Raw genomic sequence first — 23576 nt, 5'->3', positions numbered from 1 at the left:
CATAGCAACCATGTATCGTCACAGCCTAAGGAGAAATATATGTTAAAACCGATATCACTGTGCTCTAACAAAGTGCGCTTAGACCCCTTATCTCATTCACACCTTGATGCATTACAAAAAGTTGGTGAAGCCAAGGCGCTTTGGCGCTGGGTCCCGACCAACTATTGTCAAAGCCCTGAGATATTAAAAGACTGGTTTGAGCAAACAGCTCAATTTGACCCACAGGAGCAGCTCGCCTTTGCCATTATTGATGTTGCAACTAACCAAGTGACTGGTAATACACGCATATTTAGACTAGATCCCCACAACCTTCAAGCCGAAATTGGCCATACATTTATCGGCTTAGACTGGCAGCGCAGTCACATCAATACACATGCAAAATACTTATTATTAAAACATGCTTTTGAAACACTAGGATTAGTCAGAATTGAATTTCAAACACATGAGCTAAATCACAAATCGCGCAGCGCAATTGCTCGACTAGGTGCACACTTTGAAGCTATCCATCTGAAAAATAGAAAACTACCAGATGGCAGTTTTAGAAATACAGCCCGTTTTAGCATTACAGATGATATGTGGCCCGACATTAAACAGCGTCTAGAGTCTTGGCTATGAAATACCCATTCAAAGAGTATGTTCAACAACAAGATAGCGCGCTTTTTGATGTAATTCAGCGCTTCCCCTTAGCCACTTTTTTTTGTAAAAGTGAGGATCAAACACATATTTGCCATATACCCGTTAGCCTTTGCAAAGGGTCAAAAACACTCTTTGGCCATGCGACGGGTTCAAACCCCATAAAGCACTTTGTCGGAACCACCGTGGATATTGTATTTAGAGGACCGGATACCTACCTCTCTCCTAACCAAGTAGAGGGCCTTAGCTTACCAACTTGGGACTATGTGACAGTACAAGGCCAAGGGAAGCTCATTTCTATCGAAGATTATGACAAGCAACTAGAGGTAATGGGACATATACTGCAAGCTTTTGAAGATAAGCGTAATCCTTGGCAATTGACAGCTGTACCAGAAAAGCGACTAAAATCCATGTGTAAAAGCTTATTATTTTTCGAGATAAAACTTGAAGCTTTATCTGGCAACTTTAAATTAAGTCAGAATAAAACAGCAGAAACTCGGGCTGGCATTGCCGATCTGTTAAGCAACACCAACCCAGAAATGCGCTCCTACTACGAATAACCCCGTGTTTTAGAGTGCACTGCCATCACAATAGCTTACTGCTTGCCAAGGGTCGTAAGGTCCTGCTCTATCAGGCTCAAAATTATAACTCCAATGTCGAGCTTGATAGATCACACCTTTATAAGCAACTTGTTGTCCTTTTTTATTGTAAGCAAGGTCCGCTTGCCAAGCAGTTGCTGCACAGCCTCCCATTTCATAGCCGACGGTAACAGGAATAGCTAGCTCACGACCAAAGTCAGGCTGTAATACCGTTATTGCTGAGTCTGCGGCATCACTGTGATGTAACACGATTTCGCCTTTACCCTTGCGCTGATTAAAAAATGGAAATGCAAGGCCATCTTGCGCACTGTCTTGGATTTTCAAGGTATAGCAACCCACCGGCACATCCAAAGGCAGGTCATGCCAACTGGCATCTGTAAATTCATCCCAATGTTTTACTGTCGATTGTGTGCGGTCGAATAAAGAAACACGGGTTTCGTCGCCCTGCTTGCCTGTCAGCAGCCGTAAAACCGCACTGGACTCAATCGCAATTGGGCGGTTAAACCGAACTGTTTGGCTGTTATTCGCGATTTTTTTATCGCCTGTACTTCGCACAGTTACATTCAACTTCGCTTGCTCTGTGTTAAAAATCCCCAAAAATTCAGCGCTAAATGTAATGCGTTTCTTATCACCTGCTACAATCTCACCCTGCCAGTAATATTGATTCGCTTGCTGTCCCTCAACGCCATAGTCAAACCACAGTTCATTGATTTTTGTATTTCCTTGGTTTGCTACTTCAACTTCTATCTCACCACATGACAAACCAATGCGATCTGGCATGGCAGCATTCGGTTTAACGATAGTCGTGAGTGCGATATCTTCTTCAACGGTCTGCTCGCCATAGGTGACTAAAACCGCATTAACGATATATCTCGGTGCATCTTTACCATACTGAGAAGGTGCCCAACTATATGCCTGCCAGTTCAAGTCAAATTCTGAATTCACATTAGATATATCAACAGGATAACTAAAAGGCGTAACGGCTTCTCCTGGACACCAATTTGCACGCGCAAATAAATAAGTGCCTCCTTGTGGGAAAGTGGCACTTTGGTCGCAATCATCACGCCACAGGTTTTGCTGAACCACTAAGCTTCCATCTTGATGCAAGGTAAAATATCTATCGCACCATTCACCACACAACTCAGCTTTTCCTTCAGGGTTGTCATAGGACAAAGCATGGCCGTGTGCTGTGACAATCATCTTAATCTCAGCAGATTGCTCACCGGCTTCAAAGGCGACGTTTTTGGCTGGCAATAAAGCAGCAAAGTCTTGTGCTGTTTTATATGGCCAGCCTTCAGAGCCGGACTCATACAGTGGAATTACACGTTTAACCGCTCTGGTATGATAGTTTGGCTGTGAAACGAGCTTTGCAGCAATACCAAAAGCACTCTTTTTAGCGCCCCAGCCACCATAATGCACATTTAAACTGCCTTCACCTGTCAGCACTGGTGCTAAATGAGAAACATCAAAAGAGAAAGTGCGCCGCCAATTTCGGTCAAAACCATGCATGCCGCGTTGCATATATCCAGCATAAGGGGTAATTAGGCGTCCCAGCTCGTAGCGCTTTGCGCCTTGGTGCCATTCAAAGCGCACCGTATAATCCCAATCGCTACAACCTTGCGCTGCGCAGCCAAGTTCAACTTCGAGGGTGTGTTTTGCTGAGGGATCAGCGGGTAATAAATCGACCACAAAGCCATGGTCGCCATGCTGTGTAAATGACGTGTACTCTGTCAGTATCTGGGTGGTAGCTAATGTACTATTTGCCAATAACTTAGGGCAAAACAATATCATCAGCAATAAAAAGGTAAGTTTCATCGCACATTCCTTGGTTACATAAAATTAACACAACCATACGGACATGGGTAAAACATGTAAAGTCCCGTTGTTCCTTTTTATAGTTCATTTTTATTAAACACAAAAAAGCCGCCATACGGCGGCTGGTTGGAAACAACGTAACAAGCAAATAAGGGGTTTAGTTATTCTTCTTCAAGTAATTTCGTTGAGCCAATGGCTATTTTTCTTGGCTTCATGGCTTCTGGCACTTCGCGTTCCAAATCTATTTTTAACAAGCCATTTTCTAAATCTGCGCCGATGACTTTAATATGATCTCCGAGCTGAAACTTGCGCTCAAAATTGCGTTCAGCAAGACCTTGATGAATAAATTTACGCTCTTGAGCAGACGCTTTATTCTGCTTCTCACCTCTCACTGTGAGCGTATTGTTTTCTGACTCTAGTGACAACTCTTGCTCACTGAATCCTGCAACGGCCATGGTAATTTGGTACTTATCTTCATCCAAAGCTTCAATATTATAAGGTGGAAAACCAGACTGTTTTTCTGAGCTTCTTTGTGCCGAGTCCATTAATGTAGCTAGGTGATCAAAGCCAATGAATGAACGATAAAGTGGTGATAAATCTACTGTACGCATAATGGTATCCTCATAAAGCGATATTAAGCCTGTTGACTCTTTAAAAAGCAGTTAATAGGCATATAAAACAATGTGTTAAGTTAATTTCAGTCCCTTACGGCGACCTCATAACTCTATCTATGGACGAGGAGGAATGTTTTCAAGAAAATTATTATAAAAAATCAAAATAAATTTATAATCTCTTGTTTTATATATCAAAAAATTTATCTTTACCCGCACCATCACTTTCATGACAGTGCAGTATAAAAACTAAAATAGGGTCGTATCCGCATTGCTGGCACTTTCTTTAAATAAGAATCTGAGTTCTTGAGGGGGCTTTTTCAAACTGCCTAAAATTGCGCTGATCCGCTCAGCATTATCACCAAACGCTTCAACCATACCTACCAATTCATCACTGGAGCTCGCAATAAGTTCGTCAAGATCATTTTCGTCTTGTAGATCAAACTGTGAGATCAGACCAGAATCAAATAGCTGTTGCTTAAGTGTGGTATTCGATTTGCTTTTCGTTTCTTTTAAACTTGCTAGAATTTCTTTATTGGTTTTTTCTATCGATAGAATTTGCTCGACCATCTCTGCTCTGCGGTTTAAATTACTGATAGCAAGCTCTAACGCATCCATGACATGGGCACAAATATCACTCAACTCACCGACATTTTTCACCAACAAAATGCTACTGCGCCAGTTAAACACCATAGGACCATGATCGAATTGATGTACACGCTCAAAATCCTCGTGGTGCAACAACATTTCATGCTCTAATTTAGCAACACAGCCTGATGTACTGCGAAATAATGCGCGATTTTTGAAATGAATAATGGCACGCAGCCCAAGTGCGTTTAGGGTATTAATGAATATTTTTTGCAGCACTTCCAGATCACTACAATAGTGGGTTGCTTGCATAAATAAGCCAATGGACTTCATGCAGGCATTTTGCCTTTGTAAATCCAGTAATAGTGACTCTTTTTGTACTATGTCCGCATGTGCTTCAAAATAGTCATGATCAGCATCTAAAATAGCGACTACTTTGTCTTTTAGCTCGTTTGGATGAGTGGTTTTACATACATATTCATTGGCACCAATTTCAAACGCTTTTAGACGACAATCAGAGGACGATAAGTTAGAAATAAATACAATGGGGGTATGTCGCAAGTGTTCTATTTTTCGCAGCTCTGAACAGGTGGCATATCCATCCATACCTGCCATCACGATATCGAGTAAAATCACATGCGGCTTCAATTCGATGGCTTTTTGTAATCCCTCTTCACCACTAGATGCGACGCTCACTTCATAATCCGCAAACGTCTGAGAAAGTAAAGTACGGTATGTCTTGTCATCATCAATGACCAAAATACGAACGCTCATCCCAGCTCCCATTCATCTGTTTTCATCTCACACTATAGACGTTAAACGAAACAGTGCCGTATTTAGCTTTAATTTTTTAAATAAAAAAGGGCTGCAACACATGCATACCCTTTGGTCTCTCTAAGGAGAGTGTGAAAAACGAATTTTTTTGAACCTAAAAATTAAAACTGAATGTTCAGTCCGGCATACACATAACGCCCTAAAGTATCGTATGTATATGGATCTGTATTGGAGTCATTGTTACCAGAATAATAAGGCGGTTGCTTATCGAACAAATTATTAATGCCGCCCGTGAGCTTAACAGTATCACTGACAAAATAGCTGCCAGAAATATCATGATAAACCACGCTTGGCGTGCTTGGTGCGTAACAACTTGTAGGGTTATCTAAGCAGCTAAAGCTATCCATGCCCGATAAGTATCTCACCTTGTAATTTGCACCCCATGTATCGGCTTTTACAGACAAACTTAAACTCGATTTTATGTCTGCATATCCCCCTAAACCTGACGTGATCAAACCAGTGTAGTCAACGGTTTCCCCAGCCATAGTAATGGTGCGCTCTTTTAAAATCGATGTATCCCACCCTGCTCTCCACGCAAGCCCAGCAGCATCAAACGCATACGCAACATTAATGTCATACCCTTGCGTTGTCTCATCGCCAATGTTTTGCAACTGGTTGTTAAATGTCGCTTTGCCATTAGATATTTGTACATTTGCCGAAGAGCACATAGCCGAATCTTGATTTATTAAATCCCCGCTGTTGTTGACACAGTTATCAATGATATATTGATTATTCACTTCGCTGATCGCATTAGTGATAGCGATATCGTAATAATCTAAAGTCAGTGACAACCCCTCTAAAAAACTTGGTTCATATACCAGTCCAAACGTTAACGTATCTGCTTCTTCTGGTGTGAGATTCGCATTTCCCCCAACAATCACTTCAGCTTGGCTATCTAAGTGAGGATGAGATATTTGCTCGAAGGATGGCGATTTACCACCATATAGCTCATCGACCGTCGGTGCGCGAAATGCGGTTGATTTAACACCTCTAAACATTAGCTGTTCATTGAGTTTCCAAGTAAAACCGAGTTTCCATGTTGAGTCACTGCCAAAGCTTGAGTAATCAAACGCCCTAACAGCCGCACTTAAATCTAAGTTTTGTGCAAAAGCCACATCAGCAAGCACTGGAATAGCAAACTCTACAAACGCTTCATTCACATCATATGAGCCACTGGTCGGCTCAACTTTTGGGTCGTTAGCCAGACCTTGTGAGGTCAGTGAGTCAGGTGTGTACCAGGCTTTTTCGGTCCTTTTTTCAATACCCGTTGCAAACCCCAAGTAGCCCGCTGGCAGCGCCATAATCTCACCGGCAAGTGACGCACTGAAGTTCAGCATCTGGCTACCACCTGTATTTTGTTCAGTGTATAGATAATCAGTCATATTATCCGCCGACCACGCTGACTGGTCGAGTGGGTTAAACTTACCCAGCTCGATATCTTCGGTCAAACTGCCGATATTGTGCAAATTAGACAGTTGATCAACAGAGTCATTACGACCAAAATTAACCGCAACATCCCAACTCCAGTCGTTATCCAGATATCCTTCTACACCTACCACAGTTCTTACCGTATCAACAACTTGTGAAAAGTCACGAGTTCCCGTATCAGACATACGGCGGCGATAATGGACGGTATCGCCATACTCAGCACCATGCTCTATCAAATCATCCCCCATACTTTCTGTATAAGTGAAATCAAACCATACAGGCTGAGGTGCCATTTGCTGTTCTGACCAACGCTTTGAATACATGGCTTCAGTAAATAAATTCGTGTTACTGCCAAGCTCATAATTGAGCACACCTGTTAAATTAAGCCTTTGCATAGGTGTATATAAATAGCTATCAGATGCATAGTTATACGGATCGGTCTCTGGGTTGTACTCTGCGTAGCTTCCGTCAGTATCGCCTTGTAATTCTTTGCCATTTTCAAGGTACAAATGACCATTTGGGGTAATGGTTGAACCGCCACAGGTCAGGGACTTTCCGTTATCGACCTCACTGATTGGACAAGACGAAAAATCTCTATCAGCTTGGCTTGCCGATCCGCGCTCCATATATTGAATGCCGAACACCATGTTACCGCGATCAAAGCTGGTACCTACCGTCAGGTCAACATTATGTTGCTCCGCATCCCCTTCCCCAGACAAACCGGTTTGCGCATTCAACTCTGCCCCTTCAAAGTCATCTTTAAGGATAATATTCACCACACCTGCAACCGCGTCGGTTCCATACACCGCCGATGCCCCATCTTTGAGGACTTCAATATGCTTGATCATCGCAACTGGAATCGTATTTAAATCAACTGTTGATGCAGCCCCCGTGCCCGAATTAATCATTCTGCGGCCATTCACCAGCACCAAAGTACGTTGCGCGCCAAGACCGCGCAGATTGATACTTGCGTTACCTCCAGAGCCATTGTTAACACCCGGATTAGTCATAGCGCCAGCGGCGGCTGTAATATCCTGCAAAACATCATCAATGCTCACGGCACCACTCGCTTGGATAGCATCAGCGCCAATAAATGTAACTGGGCTCGCTGTCTCCATATCTGAGCGTTTAATACGCGATCCCGTTACTTCTATTTTTTCTATTGATGCTGCTTGATCATTTGCAAATACAGGCGTTATTGCACCTCCTGTCGACATTGCAATCGCAATACTGATAGCGGTTTTTCTCATAGATACTTTCCTAAATAGATGTTGTTTTTAACTTGCCATGGCGCTTAACTGGACATTAGAGCGAGAAAAATGAATGAAAAATTAATAAAAGCGCAATAAAACCCCACCACACTTCAAAAACCAAGAAAAAAGATTGAGAAAAAGAATCAAAACCAAAACAACCCTTTATGATTCAATCACTTAAAATCAATAAAAAGATAGGAAAAGATGCGTAAAGATGCGTTTTAGGTTGTAAAGCAATGTTATTCTAGCTATCCAGTACCAATTTAAAGACTTTTTACATGCGTATAACGCAATTATCAGGCGCACTATCCAAACAACCTGAGGGTCTGTAGCTTAGAGTTTGAAAATACAAAAAAAATCAAAAATATTAATTTATTTATATCAATGACTTACGATTACAAAATAACAAATTTAAAAATTAATTTAATATTTTGTGAAATAAAAGAAAGCAACATTAGGTCTTGCTTAGTGTCATTCAATTAAGGAGAGAAATTTCATGACAACTCTAAGCAAACCAGCAACTTACTATCCAAACTATGAAGTTAATGCCGACGATATCATGACTGTCATTGAGTTATGTCACCCAAATAGTCCACACAAAAAACGCGCATTCGACATGATCCAAAATGCTGAAGTGAAAAAAAGGCACCTGATCATGCCGCTGACAGATGTTGTTAAGCAAGGAGACTTTGGCGAACGTGCAAAAGTGTATCAAGATGCCGCTATTGAAATGGCTGAAAACGTCGCTCGAGAAGCGATTCACAATGCAAGGCTCAGCGTAGATGAGATTGACATGGTCATCGCCACTTCCTGCACAGGATTTATGATGCCTTCACTCACTGCACATCTTATTAATCGTCTGTCACTTAGACCCGATACTAAACAGATCCCAATTGCACAATTAGGCTGTGTTGCCGGCGCATCAGCCATAGGACGTGCATTTGAGTATTGTGAGCACCGCCCTGATAGAAACGTATTAATTGTCTGTGTAGAAACTTCGTCTCTGTGTTTTCATAAAGAAGCGGGGCGCTTGCAAGACTTTATCAGCAATTCGTTATTTGCAGATGGTGCGGCAGCTGTGGTGATGCGTGGTGACGACCAGATATCTGGGCTCAGATTAACCCACAATCAAAGCGTTACAATTGAAGACACCATGCCCTATATTGAATACCAACTCACCGATAAAGGCTTTAAGTTCTCGCTTGATAAAGACGTGATGCATTCAATTCCACACGTTGCGCCATACCTTCAATCTTTTTGCAAAGACAAATTAGAGATTGATGCCAATGATGTGGACAATACGATATTTCACACTGGGGGTAGACGGATTTTAGATGAACTAGAACGCTGTCTTGACCTAGCCCCTGACAAAGTAAAGCATTCACGGGCTTGCCTTGCAGAAACTGGCAATACCTCAAGTGTCGCGGTTATTGATGTTTTACGACGTACATTTGAACATGCAACAAAAGGAGAAACCAGCTTACTCGCGGCGTTTGGTCCGGGTTTTACATCTGAGATGAGTGTGGGTATCTGGCAATAATAAAGCCAACAAAAGAAGAGATGATGGGAGGAGCCATTTTACTCATCAAGCTGAGATAAATGGCTTGCCAAACTGACTAAGCATCTGCTTCAAGTTTTAATAACAATGCTTTAATGCCGTCTTTGGCACTTAAAATATGATGCTTTAAGTAGTCACATGCACCCGCAATGTCTTTGTCGCGGCAAAGCTGCAGTAACTTTCTATGCTCCTCAGGTGCAGTATTAATACCGCCAGCAAGTAAGATGTGCATTCGTACATAGCGCTCTGAGTTTTTACTGTATACCGCAACAAGCTCCCGTGTTTGAGGTCTATTTGCACGCGCGTATAACTTATCATGAAACTCAGCATTGAGCTTGCCTGTTGCCAACTGCGAATCTCCAGCAGCAATGGCGTCTTCCAGATCTGCTAAAATGGCTTCTGCTTCAAGCAAATCACGGTTTGTTAAGTGTGTAATGGAGTGGCTAAGCAGCTCAGCTTCAAGTAAAGCGCGTAGGTCAAATATTTCGTCTATTTGCTCAGCACTGAGGCTTGTCACTGTTGCCCCTTTATGTGCTTCAAAATTAACTAACCCTTCAGCTTCTAATTGCAATAAAGCTTCGCGAACGGGGATACGGCTCACATTAAGCTCTTCTGCTAATGCGGCTTGACGCAAAGGCTCTCCAGCTTTAATTTCACCGCTTAAAATCTTATCTCTAATCGCTTCGGCAACAAGTTGAGTTCTAGTTTTATGTACAATCGCCATGGGGTTAATCATAAATTTACAGTGAGTTACATTATACGTGGCTAAATTGAAAATGCACGCAGACCAGATGAAAGCCGTGTTTGTCTGATAAGTATCAAGCCCATAACGACACAGAGCTTGATACTTAGTTACCTAAAGTATTTGCCCTTGCACACAAAGCGGCCTTAAAAACCTCAGCAATGCTCTTGTGCCTACAGACGTGCTTTTTATATCTGTGGAGGATGGAAATGGACCTCCGTGGTTCATCGACATACACACTTCCACCCCTGTCGGGGCTTGATTATAAATAATTCGCCCAACCTTGTAGCTCAGCGCATCAATCAAGTGGCTTTGTTGCTGTAATTCACTCCTCTCCCCATAGATACTAGCGGTTAATTGACCTGCCAGTACATTCACGACCAGCTCAAGCTCTTCATCATTTCGATATCTCACTAACATGGCGCAGGGGCCAAATACTTCTTCTTGAAGCTGAGTATCTTCAATGAAGTCTCTCGCGGCACAGGCATATAACTGCACACAAGCATGATAATCCTTACTTTTCAGGCCTTTTGCTAACAAGGTAACATCAGGGTGCGCTTCTAAATATGTCGTCGCTTGCTTAAATGTCTTTTGAATACCCGGCGTTAATAAGGTGTCTGACGGACTCGACTCAACAGCATCAGTCGCGGCTTGTTCAAAATAATGCGCGTCATCCGGCACCAACCACACACCTGGACTTGTGCAGAACTGGCCATGACCCATAGCCATTGAATTGACCAATTGCTTTGCCAATACAGCACCGTGCTGAACTGCATATTGCTTTAATACAATTTGTGGATTTACGCTACCAAGCTCACCGTAAAAAGGGATCTTCTCAACTCTTTGATTGATTGTGTCTAGCAAAGCACTGGCTGCACCCAGCGATCCAGTAAAGCCGACAGCTTTGACGTGAGGCTCACTCACAAGTTGATGTGAGAGTGAATGTTGGCTGCCTTGCAGCATAGAGAATAGTCCACTTGGCATACCGCATTGCTTAATTGCTCGATCAATGACTCTCGTCATCAACTCATTGGTTGCGGGATGCGCAGGATGTGCTTTAACAACAACAGGACAACCTGCCGCCAGCGCCGCTGCTGTGTCGCCGCCCAGTGTAGAAAACGCATAAGGAAAATTTGATGCACCAAATACCGCAACCACGCCAATCGGAATATGGGTTAGCCTAGTTTTAGGTTTGGCAACAGGCAACCTGTTGTCGTTTGCCTCCTCATTGACGCTTAAATGCAGTGGGTTCAGATCTTGGTTTAACACCTCAGCAAACGCTCGTAACTGATTAACTGTACGCCCCCGCTCTCCTTCAAGCCGCGGTTTGGGTAAGTTCGTTTCTAGCATGGTGACTTCTATGAGTTCATCACCCAATGCCAGAATCTCATCTGCAATTGTATTTAAAAACTCACCGCGCTGATAATTAGAAATAGCGCGATATAGCTTAAATGCAGCTTCTGCGGACATAACTGCTTGGTGTACAAGCTGCTCACATGATTCATAAAATGCTGTTGGTAAGTACTCATTTGTTCCGGGACAGAACCCCTTAAAAACCTCATTGCTCGAACCCTTTTGCCAATCCCCTGCAATATAGCTCAATCCGCTAAATACCATGATGACCTCCTGTGTTTATTAATATGAATTGCGTTGCTATATCACTTGGAATCCGAATGCATAAGGATCATCGTCATCCACGGTAATACAATTGGTACCCGTGCTGACAGCCCAACCTTGAATGCTTGGCCGGATTGCCGCTTTGCCAGCAACTTCTGTCACCGCCTCTACACGACCAATAAATTGACTACCTATATAGCTCTCGTGAATAAAGTCCTTTTGAAGCTCCAATTGCCCTTTACTGAATAACTGCGCCATACGTGCGCTTGTGCCCGTCCCACAGGGGGAACGATCGATGGCTTTGTCTCCATAAAAAACCGCATTGGCGGCATGTGCTTTTGAACTTTTCGGATTACCTGTCCAAAGTACATGTGTGGCACCAAAAACATTTGGGTTCTGGGGGTGAATACAGTCAACTTGTTCGTTAACTGCGTCTCGTATATCTCGAGCAAGCGTAATTAATGTATCAGCATCGGTATGCTCTATTCCTTTAAACTTACCCTGAGGCTCTACAATAATGTAAAAGTTACCGCCATAGGCAATGTCGACTGTCAGCATGCCAAGTTCCTCGATATCCACTTGCACATTGGTATGAGCAACAAAAGCCGGCACATTGATCAACCGCACCCATTTCACCTTGCCTTGATGCAATTCATATCTGGCATCGACTCGGCCAGCAGGCGTATCAATTTTGACCAGCCCAGGCTCTTTCGGTGTCAGCAAGCCGTGCTCCAACGCAAAAGTGACCGTGCCTATCGTGCCGTGTCCACACATAGGCAAGCACCCCGAAGTTTCAATAAACAAAATGCTGATATCACCATCATCGCTGCAGGGAGGATATAAAAAAGCACCAGACATCATATCGTGCCCTCTGGGCTCAAACATCAAAGCAGTTCTGATCCAATCAAACTCGGTTAAAAAGTGCTGCCTTTTATCTGCCATTGTGGCCCCCTTAAGGTTCGGGTGGCCACTGGTAACAAGGCGCACAGGGTTGCCACAGGTGTGGCCATCAATACAAAAAAATGTACCCCTTTTCATTATGCTCATCCTTAATCGAGATTGTATTTAGTGAGGTCGATACGATTAGTCATCGCTTCATCATACAATCGACTCACGTACGCTTTTTCACTGTCAGTCAAACTCAAACGCGGTGAACGCGTCTTTTCACTCCCACGCCCGGCAAGTTGCTCAGCATATTTAATACACTGAACTAAGGTTGGCACTGTATCTAAGCGGAGTAACGGTAAAAACCAGCGCCAGAGCTCGGTGGCTTCAGCAAACCTACCTTGTTGTGCCAACTTAAAAATTGCCACTGACTCGCGAGGAAACACATTTGTTAAACCGGAGATCCAGCCTGTTGCACCCAACATTAAACTTTCTAGGGCAACATCATCCACGCCACCAAAAATAACGAACCGTTCACCAAATGCTGAGATTAATTCACTGATTCTGCGTGTATCTTCTGTGGCCTCTTTAACTGAGACAATATTAGGCTCTGCCGCTAACGTGCGCATGCCTTCAATTGATACATCGACGCCATACGTAATTGGGTTGTTATAAATCATAATAGGTAAGGAAGTTGCTCGAGCAACCTGTTGATAATGATAAATTGCTTCACGCTCGGTTGAGCGATAAACCATGCCCGGTAGCACCATAAAACCATCCGCACCTAATTGCTGGGCGTCTTGAACAAACTCAACGGCCAATGCGGTGGTGGTCTCAGCCACGCCAGCAAGTAAAGGCACTCTACCTGCCACCACCTCTTTAGCTGCACTTAAAACTTGTCGCTTTTCCTCTGCACGTAATGCACAATTTTCACCGACAGTCCCAAGCACAATAATGCCATGTACCCCCTCTTCAATCAGTGAATTGATCATGGCCTTGGTTGTTTCAAAGTTAATTGACTCATCTTCATTAAACTGCGTGGTTACTGCGGGATACACCCCTTGCCAATCTACGATCATTGTTTTTCCTCTGTTATGTTTGTTGCTTTTTTTCACTATAGGTATATTGTATACAATAATCAATATGCAATTCTGAAAAATATAAAAGGGTTCTCACCAACGCCAAACAAATGACATAAGGCCATGATTAGTAATATAAAAAAATATTAATACTCAAACTAAACCGATAAAAATCAAAGAAATGCAATCGCAATTAGAGAAAATATAATGAAGAAAAATTTAACTATTGCAGTCGTAGGCGCAGGTATCGTAGGTTTGTGTAATGCCCTGCAGCTACAACAGCTGGGCTACCAAGTAACCCTGTATGATCCCAAAGGAGTCGGCACTCAATGTTCAAAAGGAAACGCTGGTCATTTTGCGACTGAGCAAGTTTTCCCACTGGCCGACCGTGCTCTACTTAAAAAGTTGCCAAGTATGTTATTCAACAAGCTAAGTCCTTTAAGCATAGACTGGCGATATCTATTACAAGCTTTGCCATGGTTTGCTCGGTTTTGCGCAAATATGCCAACACAGCGTTACACAAGACATACACAGGCATTAAGCGCCCTTAACCAAGCCGCACTTGACGCATACAAACGCCTTTTAGGAGATAACTTTAATGCGCATATCATCTGCAAAGGCAGTTTGCTCACCTTTGAAAATTACGATTTAGATGCGATAAAAAAAATCCAGCACACTTATCGCTCAAACGGGGTTAAAGTTGAGCTGCTAGATAAACCCGCTATCATCGCATTAGAGCCCCAAATAAGTGACAAAGTGCAATATGCCCTGCTCTTCACAGAGGTAGGACACACGCCAGATCCGTTAAAGCTATCAATGCACATAAATAAAGAGTTTATTCGCTTAGGTGGTCAGTTTGTGCAGCAATCTGTCGCAGAAGTCGCTCAACATGAGCACAATGCGAGTGTCATCAACTCACTTGGAAAATCAAAACACTTTAGCAAGGTCATTATCTGTACTGGTGCTTGGAGCAAACAACTTTGTCAGCAATTAGGCTATAAGTTACCGATAGAAGCCGAGCGGGGTTATCATAATATGCTTAGTAACCATGCACTCAGTCGCCCCGTTGCCTCTGCAGACCGACAATTCATTATGACACCAATGCAAGCGGGTCTCAGGTTGGCTGGTACTGTCGAATTTGCAGGCTTACACAGACCTCCATTCTATACTCGTGCAGCATCTTTACTGACCCACGCTCAAGCGCTGCTGAAAAAGTTCAACCATGTAAAGCAAGGCGAACACTGGATGGGCCCTAGACCTTCACTACCCGACTCATTACCTGTGATAGGCCAGGCGCCAACGCACCCCAATATTTTATTTGCACTAGGCCATCAACATTTGGGTTTAACACAGGCCGCGATCACCAGTGAACTCATCGCAAACTTGGTTGCAAACCAGCCAACAGTATTTGATATTACCCCCTACAGTATTGCGCGTTTTCAGTAATGCTTGATAAAACAAAAAATAGGATACAGTTATGATAGGTATCGGTTTTCAAACCAAACAAGCGGCCCTTGCCAACCTCACAAACATGACCCAAGATGCACGGCCCATTGCTGCAGATGAATATCGTGAGAGGATGCAAAAAGCACAAGCATTCATGCGCGCGCAGAATATTGATGCGTTATACCTAAATGCAGGCACAAACTTAAAGTATTTTACAGGTTTAAGCTGGTCGGCCAGTGAACGACTTGTTGGTGCAATACTTCCGGCTCATAGCGATGTATGTTTCATTGCACCATTTTTTGAATTAGGCACCATCAGTGATTACCAAATCATCCAAGGCAAAGTATATGCTTGGCAAGAAGAGCAATCACCATATCGGCTACTTAGACAGGCGTTAACCGAACTGGGCTTGCCAAACTCTGCGACCTTAGCAATCGATGAAAGCACGGCCTTTTTTACTGTAGATGGCATTCAAAAAGAAAACTCAACTTTAAAAATCATGAATGGGCAATGTGTTACAAGCCATTGCCGCATGCATAAGTCAGACAATGAGCTTGCCTTAATTCAACGCGCAATGGATATGACCTTAGCAGTGCAAAAAGCAGCTGCCTCCATATTGCATGAAGGTATCACTACCACAGAAGTGGAAGCATTTATAGAGCAAGCACATAAAAAGGTTGGTGCTACAGGCAATTACTTCTGTATTGTGTTATTTGGCAAAGCGACATCATTTCCACATGGTGTAAAGGCGCCCCAAACACTTAAAAAAGGCGATGTTGTATTGATAGACACAGGCTGTAAGCTGCATGGCTATCTAAGTGACATTACCCGCACTTATGTCTTTGGTGAAGCAACAGATTATCAACGCGCAATATGGGCCCATGAAAAGCAAGCTCAGTTGCACGCTTTCAATGCAGCGCACATTGGCGCGAACTGTGGCGATGTAGACTATGCAGCAAGAACCTACTTGGCTGAACAAAACTTGGGGCCAGATTATCAACTGCCCGGTTGTCCACATAGAACAGGGCATGGGATCGGCCTAGATATCCATGAGCTGCCTTATTTGGTCAAAGACAACCCGCAACCACTTGCGCCAGGTATGTGTTTTTCTAATGAACCCATGCTGGTTGTTCCCGACCAATTTGGTATTCGCCTTGAGGACCATTTTTACATCACGGAGTCAGGCCCTAAATGGTTTACGGAACCAAGTCATAGTATTGATGACCCTTTTGGGCTAGAGAAGTAGTGACACACAGCGCCGCTGTGTGTTGTCTGCGGCGCTGTTTACAAAGACTTAATTTTGTTGGTCGCGGATATTTCTCAAGTTAACCTTGCCAGAACCATCATCTATCAATTCAAATGATTGCGCATTGCGCACTGAGATACTTCCTGAGCCATCATCGACTGAGACTTTACCAGTGACATTTTCAACAACGACCTTACCAGAGCCATCTTCTATCCGAACATTGCCTTTGATGTCCTCAACAAGAATTTTTCCAGAGCCATCATCAATATCTAGTTCACCTTGCACACTCAAGACCTCAATACCGCCAGAATTATCATCTATCCCAAGCGAAATTAGGTTATCCTTAATTATGATAGAGCCTGAGCCATCATCTATGCGCTGAATACTCGCATGTGACACATTCATTGACCCAGAGCCGTCCTTAATATGAGTCACAAGGTTTTGAGGTACAGTGATTGAAAGATGTACCAAGGTATCGTTTTCCCTGTGGTGGCAAACATTTGCTTTAAGCAAGGCTTTGTTATCTTGCTCAGTCAAATCTAAACAGTACTCGCCTCCATCACTTAACTGATATATCTCAGCAGTGACACTAATCTTATCTGTCTGTTCTCCAATCAACTTCAAACTACCCGCCCCTGCATCAATTTTTAGCTGTGTCAGTTCGCTTGCAGGTAAGCTTAAAGAGGTTGTTTTCACAAATTTGTAATCCGAGGAGTAATACGCAGTTGCAGAAACATAAAATGAAGATATTGCTAAAGCCGCCATCATTAAAGCTTTCATCTTGTTGTCCTTGTTTTTTCTATTTAAAAACTTTGACGACCAGAGGTAACAGAAAGGTTTAAATGCACGTTCAGTTTTTTTCAGGCGCTTGGTTTAATTTATCAAGTAAGTATCGAAGCTCCTTAATAACTGACTCCGGTTCATATTGAAAAATGTTGTGCTGTGGCGTATTTGCAAAAACAATTTTTTATCCGAAGACAAACTATGCATTAGATAACTTGCAATAAAGGTATTTGAATTTAATATGAGTATATTAAATAAGTGGAGAAACAAGCGTTACTTTTTATTTAATAACGCTTGCTCAAAAAAAACACATAATAGAACTAAGAGTAAACGGTGAAAAAAACCTCTTATCACTTACAACTAAAAGATAAGTTTATTTGATATGGTTCACCCATTGAGTCTTCTGCAATGCCACCACCAATCCACATGGCAGTACCTACATCATCTACATGACCACCACCTAAAATGGACATGCCCGCACCTGCCACTTCAACAGCTTCAGCCAAATTGCGATTTTTTAAATATTCTTGTTCAGGCATAGAGCCCATGTAAGTAATCGTTTCATTGATAATGTACGCACGAGTATCGCCATTTTCACTGCAGTAATAATTTGCTTGATCTAATGCTTCCTCTCCAGCTTTTTGTCTTGTTTCTGCGGTCAAATTGACATAATGCTTGCCATCTTGCGCTGGCCTAACGTTATTGTGATGTGCACAGCCACTAGCCAAAAGCGCTACTATCGTCATTGTTAAAAGCTTTTTCATTATTTTCCCCAATCATGTTTGATGGGTAAATCATAGTTAAACTCGGTGTAGGAATCAGTCAAGGAATGTGTAAAATTGTAATACTTGCAATAAGAAAACTGACAACTAGTTAGTAGATTGAAACAACATGAAAAGAACTATTCAGGGACTCTGAAGCTATGAATGCAGTCTTGCAAAGGCTAACTATTAGACTAATTAATAACTCATATAAATGCAATTACTTAAAAAACACACCTGTTTTTTTAAAAAGAATAAAGCAAAACCAAATAAATGATAACACGAACAAAGAGTAAACCATAAGTTGTAACCGCCTATAAAATCATCAATGTGATAAAAAGATAACACCGAATAGAACTGTATAATACCACTTAACATTAAGGTGAATAAGGTGAAAAATAAGTAAAAAGAAAAAGTTATGAATTAAATCATCATTTATAAAAAATATTCATATAATCTCTACCTTACTGATTTTATTAAATAGAATTTAATTTTAAATAAATATGCACCAACATTATTTATCGGCTGTGTAAAAACTCCAAGCATCCTCACCATTTATTGCTCAAGAGGCAACTTCAATGCTCACTCAACTAAATACACAATAAGCTGCAGTGCCTTAACACAACACGTCAATACAAGTGTATACAAAGCCAGACTAATACAGGTTCCACTTCATCATTGTGAATACTTATTAACCGCAAAAGCCTCGCTTTGTATGAAAAACGCCCAAACAAACCGAATAAACATGCATCAAGAAGTGAATTTCTATATCATCCGCGCGATTAAAATTAAAACGTAGGACAACAAGTATGAGTCATTCACAAGCGGGAGATACCGGTAACACGGTAAACGCCAGCCATGCAGGCTGGACCCAACATGACACTAATTGGGTGCTAAGCCTCTTTGGTACCGCAGTTGGTGCAGGTATTTTATTTTTACCTATTAATATCGGTATAGGGGGGTTTTGGCCGCTATTGATCATGGCTGTACTTGCGTTCCCCATGACGTATTTGGCACACAGAGGGCTTGCACGATTTGTCTTGTCTTCAAAAAAGAGTGATTCAGACTTCACCGACGTCGTTGAAGAGCACTTTGGCGCAACTAGTGGCCGCTTGATTTCACTCCTATATTTCTTCTCAATCTTCCCTATTTTGCTTATATACGGTGTGGGACTGACCAATACAGTGGACAGCTTCATGGTCAACCAACTAGAAATGGAGTCTTTACCTCGAGTATTACTGTCTGGTGTGCTAGTAGCGGGTATGATTGCCATTATGTTGGGGGGAGAAAAATTACTACTTAGAGCGTTTGCAATTCTGGTCTACCCATTAGTCGGTGTTTTGTTATTTTTGTCTTTATATTTAATACCTAACTGGCAATTACCGACTATTACAACACCTGATGTAGGCTCATTGACAGAAACTTTATGGTTATCTGTGCCTATTGTTGTCTTCTCATTCAGTCATGCTGCAGCAATTTCTAGCTTCGCCAATACACAGCGTAGGCACTACAAATCAGAAGCGACAATCAAAGCTGAAGCTATTTTGCGAAACACAGCACTTATGCTCATCGCATTCGTATTACTTTTTGTATTCTCTTGTATTTTTTCACTAACACCTGAGCAAATGGCCGAAGCGAAAGAAGCGAATGTGTCTGTACTATCTTATCTTGCAAACGTATACAACAACCCATTCATTGAAACACTTGGGCCACTCGTCGCTTTCATTGCTATCACCTCATCATTCCTAGGGCACTTCTTAGGCGCGAGAGAGAGCTTTAATGGATTGGTAACTAAGCAGACGTCAATGAACTATAAAACAGCTGACAAACTTGGCGTGGTATTAATGTTTATCTCTATTTGGGTGTGTGCAGTTATCAACCCAAGTATTTTAGATATGATGGGCGCAATATCAGGTCCAATTATCGCGTTGATCCTTTTTGTCATGCCGACCATTGCGATTTACAAAGTACCGGCACTGCAAAAGTACAAGGGTAAATTAAGTACTTATTTCGTGCTTAGCGTTGGATTACTCGCTGTATCTGCCTTGTTATTTAATATGTAAAGTCACAATCTAGAAGGTGCAATCACGCGAATTGCACCTTCTACGCCTTAATTTTCATTAAATAAAAATGCCTGATCTCTGCCATTAGACTTGGCCATATACAAGCCTTCATCTGCTTTTTGAATTAACTCTTCAACATTGTCATAGACACCGTACTTGCCAACAGCGACACCTGCGCTCACGGTGACCACGTCAAACTCTGACTTACCGTGTGGGATCTCAAGCCCTCTTACCGCATGTACAATGGACTGCGCTATCTTTAGAGCGCCATCCTCACTGGTATTGGGCAATAAAACCGCGAATTCTTCACCGCCATATCTAAACACGCTATCTAGAGGGCGATTTACCATTTTAACGGCAATTTTTGCCACTTCTTTAAGTGCATCATCCCCTTGCAAATGCCCATATTCATCGTTGAACAACTTAAAGTAGTCAATATCAAGCATAACTACGGCTAAGCACTGTTGCTGCCGCAAGTTTTGCCTAAATAAGCGTTTACACTCCATATCAAAGTAGCGTCGATTAAACACTTCCGTGAGACCATCAAAGAAAGAGTATTGCTTTAAGATATCAGTTTGGCGTTTATACTTAAGGTGAGTTCTAACACGATTAACCAGAGTCCTCGCGACAATAGGCTTGCCTAAAAAGTCTACTGCGCCCGCATCCCAACATAACTCTTGCTGATTTTCATTGGTATTCGATGTGACAAATATGATAGGAATGTCATTGAGTTCATCCATCGCTTGGATTTTTTTACAAGCTTCCAACCCCGTCATACCGCCAAGGATCCAATCCATTAGGATCAAATCAGGGGGTGATTTAAGACAATAGTTAATCGCCTCTTCAGCGCTGTCTACAGCATCTACACGGCATAAGCCGTCCAAACAAGCACCAAGCACTTTTTGCGTTAATGCCGAGTCCTCTACGATCAAGACTAAGCTATCACTGAGGTCGTCAATTTCCTTAAACACGTTACCCTCTATAAATATTTACACATGCTTACGTTGTTTATAGCGAATACTTGTTTAGCCCACAAGAACAAAAAGCGAAATCTTATAAAAAATACGTTTATGCCAAATGGGCTATAGATGACTTTTGCAGTCTCGCTTTGTACAAGATGTTAATTCAAAGAGCTATCTGGCCAAAACCGAGTGCCTTTAACAGTCGCCTGTAAAGCCAAGCCACTTTGCGTCAGCGTATAAACCGACATGCCGCCGTAATAGACCTCACCTTGAATGGCTGCTCCTTTATCTGACGCTTTTGCAGCTGCATCAGCATTACCACCAAAAGTCCAGCCATTACTGACAAAGTCATTGAGCGCTTCTGTAGTATGAAAAACCAAAATTAAACGGTAATCTTTAACACCAAGACCTAAGCCCACACCGCCTTCGGCCATATTCATATATGTGAATTGCCCTGTTTGGTTATTTTTAACAACCCCATAGCCTGTGCCAGCAGACACCAATAATAAGTTAATGTTGGCATTTGAGAACACCGCGTAACCAACAGCTGAACGTAATTGCGCTCGAGTATCTGGCTTTTCTTTATAGAGCTGCGACAAAGTGTCGTTTTTCATCTTTATTATTTGCGCACGCTTTTGGGCATTATCCCCCGACCCCATAGAGGCACAGCCCGACAGATAAGTAATTGACAGTATCAACCCCATAACAAATAACCGCTTCATATATTGTTCCTCACGACGACAGATATTTTCTAACAGCATTATCGATGCCACTTAAGCAAAGGATGCACGTTTGAAGTTTAGCGTATGATGAACAAAGACCCGTTATTATTTAAAAAAGTGCAAAACGTAGAAAGGCGCAGTCAATAAACTCACCATGCAAATAAAAAGGCCACCATATAAATGGTGGCCTTTAACACATCATGGGTAATCATGAAAGGGATAAATGTGAAAACAACTTCATTGTAGCGACTAGGTAGTAAATTAAAATCATATTATAACAGTTAATTAGTTCGTTATTATCGATGAATTAGCATCAGTATGACTAAGTGCAAAACGGGTCCTCAATAAATTTTAACTTTTTGTGCTAATCGCTCGATTTATCCCTGGTGACCTTTTACCATAGACAAAAACTCAAATCGGATACTATGCAATACCTTTCTTTTGTCACTCTACTTTGGGCCTTTTCATTTAGTTTGATTGGGGTCTATCTCGCCGGTCAAGTCGACTCTTGGTTTGCGGCTTTTAGTCGTGTGGCTATCGCCTTACTGATATTTTTGCCTTTTACAAGGCTGTCTAGCGTTACACCGCGTGTCGCGGTGCAATTGATGGTAATTGGCGCAATCCAAATTGGTTTGATGTATGGCTTTTATTATCACTCCTTTTTATATTTAAGTGTGCCAGAGGTCCTACTATTTACCGTTATGACGCCTGTTTACATCACCATCATCAATGACTTGATAGAGAAAAAACTACATCTTCACTATCTATTTGTTGCATTACTCGCAACTGCGGGCGCTATAGCCATACGCAAAGCACAAGTAAACGAAGACTTTTGGACTGGTTTACTGTTGGTACAAGGGGCAAATTTTTGCTTTGCACTAGGTCAGGTATTGTATCAAAGGCTACCCAAGGGTAACGCGCTTCCCCCTCAACACACTTGCTTTGGCTTTTTCTTTTTTGGTGCGCTTATTGTTACTGCTTTAAGTTACATGATATTAGGTAATAGTGAAAAGTTGCCAACTACTCAATTGCAATGGGGAATTCTCATTTACCTCGGGTTAATTGCATCAGGACTAGGTTATTTCTTATGGAATAAGGGCGCTACGCTTGTCTCTGTTGGCTCTCTTGCCATAATGAATAATGTGCTTATACCCATAGGCGTGTTGGTAAATCTACTCATTTGGAATCGCCAAGCCGATTTATTGTCACTCTCACTTGGCAGCGGTATTATTTGTCTCGCACTATTGATAAATTACTATTTTGAAAAGAAAATTATCACAAAGGAATCGAAAAAGCCTCAGCGCTCTAGCAATGAATTATAGCTGCTTTAAAAAATGAATTTTGCTATCCGTGCCATCTTCTAATGGGTGGCACGCGACAATTTGATAATTGTTTTTCAAAAGCATCATTAGCATATTCTTGAATCTATTCATTGATTTAACACTAATGGCTTCATAGCCTAGTGAAGTACACCATCGCTCCTGTTCATTCAACAAGGCTTGTGCGATCCCAGCTCCTCTGAACTCGGGAATAACAGCGCCTAGCCAACTATAAAAGTGTTTTTCATCCAAAGCATAACCAAGCTTATACGCGACCGGCTGGCCATCTACTTTGGCAACAAGCAGTAGTGTTTTTTTATTTTGTAAACGCGCCTCTATCAATGCTCGCGTTTTTGGCGTTACAAACTCAGGCACTTGATCTTCAATCTCAATGACCTCATCAATGCTCCCCTGTTCAATACTCCAATTCATTTTATACTCCCACTATTTTCATTTCTTTACACTCGTGAAATGACAATTAATTTCTTTCATTCAATTTTATAAATTACCTTTCTCCTTGTAAATGACTGTCTATTTTATCACCCTGAAAAATAGTGTTTTTTTATATATAGCGCATGAATAAAATAGTCAAAAAGTAAACTTTCACCCGTAAAAAACAATTCAAAAACTTC

General features: G+C 42.0%; 20 protein-coding genes. 7 read left to right on the top strand and 13 right to left on the bottom strand.

The genetic code is table 11. The features are described from left to right. Positions 1 to 39 precede the first annotated feature (39 nt). Positions 40 to 615: a GNAT family N-acetyltransferase gene (locus L1077_RS10180; protein ID WP_237136742.1), complete on the top strand. Its 576-nt coding sequence runs from the start codon at positions 40 to 42 to the stop codon at positions 613 to 615. Continuing rightward, positions 612 to 1193, top strand: coding sequence for an FMN-binding negative transcriptional regulator (locus tag L1077_RS10175; protein WP_237136741.1), 582 nt, complete (start codon positions 612 to 614; stop codon positions 1191 to 1193). The genes L1077_RS10180 and L1077_RS10175 overlap by 4 nt, the downstream gene beginning before the upstream one ends. A gap of 9 nt (positions 1194 to 1202) precedes the next feature. Here the strand turns inward: L1077_RS10175 and L1077_RS10170 are convergent, their stop codons facing one another. From L1077_RS10170 to L1077_RS10155, 4 genes are all read right to left on the bottom strand, one after another. Further along, on the bottom strand, positions 1203 to 3047 hold the full coding sequence (locus L1077_RS10170) for a peptide-N-glycosidase F-related protein (RefSeq protein WP_237136740.1): 1845 nt from the start codon (positions 3045 to 3047) through the stop codon (positions 1203 to 1205). 161 nt (positions 3048 to 3208) lie between these two features. Next, positions 3209 to 3658: an Hsp20 family protein gene (locus L1077_RS10165; RefSeq protein WP_237136739.1), complete on the bottom strand. Its 450-nt coding sequence runs from the start codon at positions 3656 to 3658 to the stop codon at positions 3209 to 3211. A 249-nt stretch (positions 3659 to 3907) separates the two neighbouring features. Continuing rightward, positions 3908 to 5020, bottom strand: a complete 1113-nt coding sequence (locus L1077_RS10160) for a response regulator (protein ID WP_237136738.1) — start codon at positions 5018 to 5020, stop codon at positions 3908 to 3910. A 161-nt stretch (positions 5021 to 5181) separates the two neighbouring features. After that, positions 5182 to 7758 carry a TonB-dependent receptor gene (locus L1077_RS10155; RefSeq protein ID WP_237136737.1) on the bottom strand — a complete coding sequence of 859 codons (2577 nt, stop codon included), beginning with the start codon at positions 7756 to 7758 and terminating at the stop codon, positions 5182 to 5184. 499 nt (positions 7759 to 8257) lie between these two features. On the opposite strand from L1077_RS10155, the gene L1077_RS10150 reads away from it, so the two are divergent. After that, a complete protein-coding gene (locus L1077_RS10150) occupies positions 8258 to 9301 on the top strand; it encodes a type III polyketide synthase (protein ID WP_237136736.1) in 1044 nt (347 codons plus the stop codon). 76 nt (positions 9302 to 9377) lie between these two features. Here the strand turns inward: L1077_RS10150 and L1077_RS10145 are convergent, their stop codons facing one another. The 4 genes from L1077_RS10145 to L1077_RS10130 all read right to left on the bottom strand — a co-directional run bounded on the left by L1077_RS10145 (position 9378) and on the right by L1077_RS10130 (position 13642). Then, positions 9378 to 10043 carry a GntR family transcriptional regulator gene (locus L1077_RS10145; protein ID WP_237136735.1) on the bottom strand — a complete coding sequence of 222 codons (666 nt, stop codon included), beginning with the start codon at positions 10041 to 10043 and terminating at the stop codon, positions 9378 to 9380. Between the two features lie 132 nt (positions 10044 to 10175). Further along, entirely contained in the window at positions 10176 to 11678 is a 1503-nt protein-coding gene (locus L1077_RS10140) for an aldehyde dehydrogenase (NADP(+)) (protein ID WP_237136734.1), read from the bottom strand. 36 nt (positions 11679 to 11714) lie between these two features. Further along, positions 11715 to 12716, bottom strand: coding sequence for a 4-hydroxyproline epimerase (locus tag L1077_RS10135; protein WP_237136733.1), 1002 nt, complete (start codon positions 12714 to 12716; stop codon positions 11715 to 11717). An 11-nt stretch (positions 12717 to 12727) separates the two neighbouring features. Beyond that, on the bottom strand, positions 12728 to 13642 hold the full coding sequence (locus L1077_RS10130; protein ID WP_237136732.1) for a dihydrodipicolinate synthase family protein: 915 nt from the start codon (positions 13640 to 13642) through the stop codon (positions 12728 to 12730). 207 nt (positions 13643 to 13849) lie between these two features. Between L1077_RS10130 and L1077_RS10125 the strand changes: the two genes are divergently transcribed. Both L1077_RS10125 and L1077_RS10120 read left to right on the top strand, forming a co-directional pair. Next, entirely contained in the window at positions 13850 to 15088 is a 1239-nt protein-coding gene (locus L1077_RS10125; RefSeq protein WP_237136731.1) for an NAD(P)/FAD-dependent oxidoreductase, read from the top strand. A 31-nt stretch (positions 15089 to 15119) separates the two neighbouring features. Beyond that, complete coding sequence (locus L1077_RS10120) at positions 15120 to 16334, top strand: M24 family metallopeptidase (protein WP_237136730.1); 1215 nt, start codon at positions 15120 to 15122, stop codon at positions 16332 to 16334. 48 nt (positions 16335 to 16382) lie between these two features. Here the strand turns inward: L1077_RS10120 and L1077_RS10115 are convergent, their stop codons facing one another. Together L1077_RS10115 and L1077_RS10110 are read right to left on the bottom strand one after the other, a co-directional pair. Further along, complete coding sequence (locus L1077_RS10115; protein WP_237136729.1) at positions 16383 to 17114, bottom strand: hypothetical protein; 732 nt, start codon at positions 17112 to 17114, stop codon at positions 16383 to 16385. A gap of 353 nt (positions 17115 to 17467) precedes the next feature. Further along, on the bottom strand, positions 17468 to 17881 hold the full coding sequence (locus tag L1077_RS10110; protein WP_063362659.1) for a hypothetical protein: 414 nt from the start codon (positions 17879 to 17881) through the stop codon (positions 17468 to 17470). A gap of 806 nt (positions 17882 to 18687) precedes the next feature. Here L1077_RS10110 and L1077_RS10105 point away from each other — a divergent pair. After that, on the top strand, positions 18688 to 19941 hold the full coding sequence (locus L1077_RS10105) for an aromatic amino acid transport family protein (RefSeq protein ID WP_237136728.1): 1254 nt from the start codon (positions 18688 to 18690) through the stop codon (positions 19939 to 19941). 47 nt (positions 19942 to 19988) lie between these two features. Here L1077_RS10105 and L1077_RS10100 read toward each other — a convergent pair whose 3' ends face one another. Next, the gene (locus L1077_RS10100; protein WP_063362661.1) at positions 19989 to 20912 is read right to left on the bottom strand and encodes a GGDEF domain-containing response regulator; all 924 of its coding nucleotides are present in this window, start codon (positions 20910 to 20912) and stop codon (positions 19989 to 19991) included. Between the two features lie 149 nt (positions 20913 to 21061). After that, positions 21062 to 21625: a YSC84-related protein gene (locus L1077_RS10095; RefSeq protein ID WP_237136727.1), complete on the bottom strand. Its 564-nt coding sequence runs from the start codon at positions 21623 to 21625 to the stop codon at positions 21062 to 21064. Positions 21626 to 22050: 425 nt separating this feature from the next. Between L1077_RS10095 and L1077_RS10090 the strand changes: the two genes are divergently transcribed. Further along, positions 22051 to 22947 carry a DMT family transporter gene (locus L1077_RS10090; protein ID WP_237136726.1) on the top strand — a complete coding sequence of 299 codons (897 nt, stop codon included), beginning with the start codon at positions 22051 to 22053 and terminating at the stop codon, positions 22945 to 22947. On the opposite strand, the gene L1077_RS10085 is transcribed toward L1077_RS10090, so the two are convergent. After that, on the bottom strand, positions 22942 to 23376 hold the full coding sequence (locus tag L1077_RS10085; RefSeq protein ID WP_237136725.1) for a GNAT family N-acetyltransferase: 435 nt from the start codon (positions 23374 to 23376) through the stop codon (positions 22942 to 22944). The genes L1077_RS10090 and L1077_RS10085 overlap by 6 nt on opposite strands. Positions 23377 to 23576 lie beyond the last annotated feature (200 nt).

The sequence above is a fragment of the Pseudoalteromonas luteoviolacea genome (genome assembly GCF_021654285.1).
GTDB lineage: Bacteria > Pseudomonadota > Gammaproteobacteria > Enterobacterales > Alteromonadaceae > Pseudoalteromonas > Pseudoalteromonas luteoviolacea_J.
Note: the sequence above shows the minus strand (reverse complement) of the source record. Positions and strands in the feature narration are given on the sequence as shown.

Bases quoted from the DNA above. Each gene is read 5' to 3' on its own strand.
- L1077_RS10180 (WP_237136742.1), top strand. From the start codon at position 40: ATGTTAAAACCGATATCACTGTGCTCTAACAAAGTGCGCTTAGACCCC.
- L1077_RS10175 (WP_237136741.1), top strand. From the start codon at position 612: ATGAAATACCCATTCAAAGAGTATGTTCAACAACAAGATAGCGCGCTT.
- L1077_RS10170 (WP_237136740.1), bottom strand. From the start codon at position 3,047: ATGAAACTTACCTTTTTATTGCTGATGATATTGTTTTGCCCTAAGTTA.
- L1077_RS10165 (WP_237136739.1), bottom strand. From the start codon at position 3,658: ATGCGTACAGTAGATTTATCACCACTTTATCGTTCATTCATTGGCTTT.
- L1077_RS10160 (WP_237136738.1), bottom strand. From the start codon at position 5,020: ATGAGCGTTCGTATTTTGGTCATTGATGATGACAAGACATACCGTACT.
- L1077_RS10155 (WP_237136737.1), bottom strand. From the start codon at position 7,758: ATGAGAAAAACCGCTATCAGTATTGCGATTGCAATGTCGACAGGAGGT.
- L1077_RS10150 (WP_237136736.1), top strand. From the start codon at position 8,258: ATGACAACTCTAAGCAAACCAGCAACTTACTATCCAAACTATGAAGTT.
- L1077_RS10145 (WP_237136735.1), bottom strand. From the start codon at position 10,043: ATGGCGATTGTACATAAAACTAGAACTCAACTTGTTGCCGAAGCGATT.
- L1077_RS10140 (WP_237136734.1), bottom strand. From the start codon at position 11,678: ATGGTATTTAGCGGATTGAGCTATATTGCAGGGGATTGGCAAAAGGGT.
- L1077_RS10135 (WP_237136733.1), bottom strand. From the start codon at position 12,716: ATGAAAAGGGGTACATTTTTTTGTATTGATGGCCACACCTGTGGCAAC.
- L1077_RS10130 (WP_237136732.1), bottom strand. From the start codon at position 13,642: ATGATCGTAGATTGGCAAGGGGTGTATCCCGCAGTAACCACGCAGTTT.
- L1077_RS10125 (WP_237136731.1), top strand. From the start codon at position 13,850: ATGAAGAAAAATTTAACTATTGCAGTCGTAGGCGCAGGTATCGTAGGT.
- L1077_RS10120 (WP_237136730.1), top strand. From the start codon at position 15,120: ATGATAGGTATCGGTTTTCAAACCAAACAAGCGGCCCTTGCCAACCTC.
- L1077_RS10115 (WP_237136729.1), bottom strand. From the start codon at position 17,114: ATGAAAGCTTTAATGATGGCGGCTTTAGCAATATCTTCATTTTATGTT.
- L1077_RS10110 (WP_063362659.1), bottom strand. From the start codon at position 17,881: ATGAAAAAGCTTTTAACAATGACGATAGTAGCGCTTTTGGCTAGTGGC.
- L1077_RS10105 (WP_237136728.1), top strand. From the start codon at position 18,688: ATGAGTCATTCACAAGCGGGAGATACCGGTAACACGGTAAACGCCAGC.
- L1077_RS10095 (WP_237136727.1), bottom strand. From the start codon at position 21,625: ATGAAGCGGTTATTTGTTATGGGGTTGATACTGTCAATTACTTATCTG.
- L1077_RS10090 (WP_237136726.1), top strand. From the start codon at position 22,051: ATGCAATACCTTTCTTTTGTCACTCTACTTTGGGCCTTTTCATTTAGT.
- L1077_RS10085 (WP_237136725.1), bottom strand. From the start codon at position 23,376: ATGAATTGGAGTATTGAACAGGGGAGCATTGATGAGGTCATTGAGATT.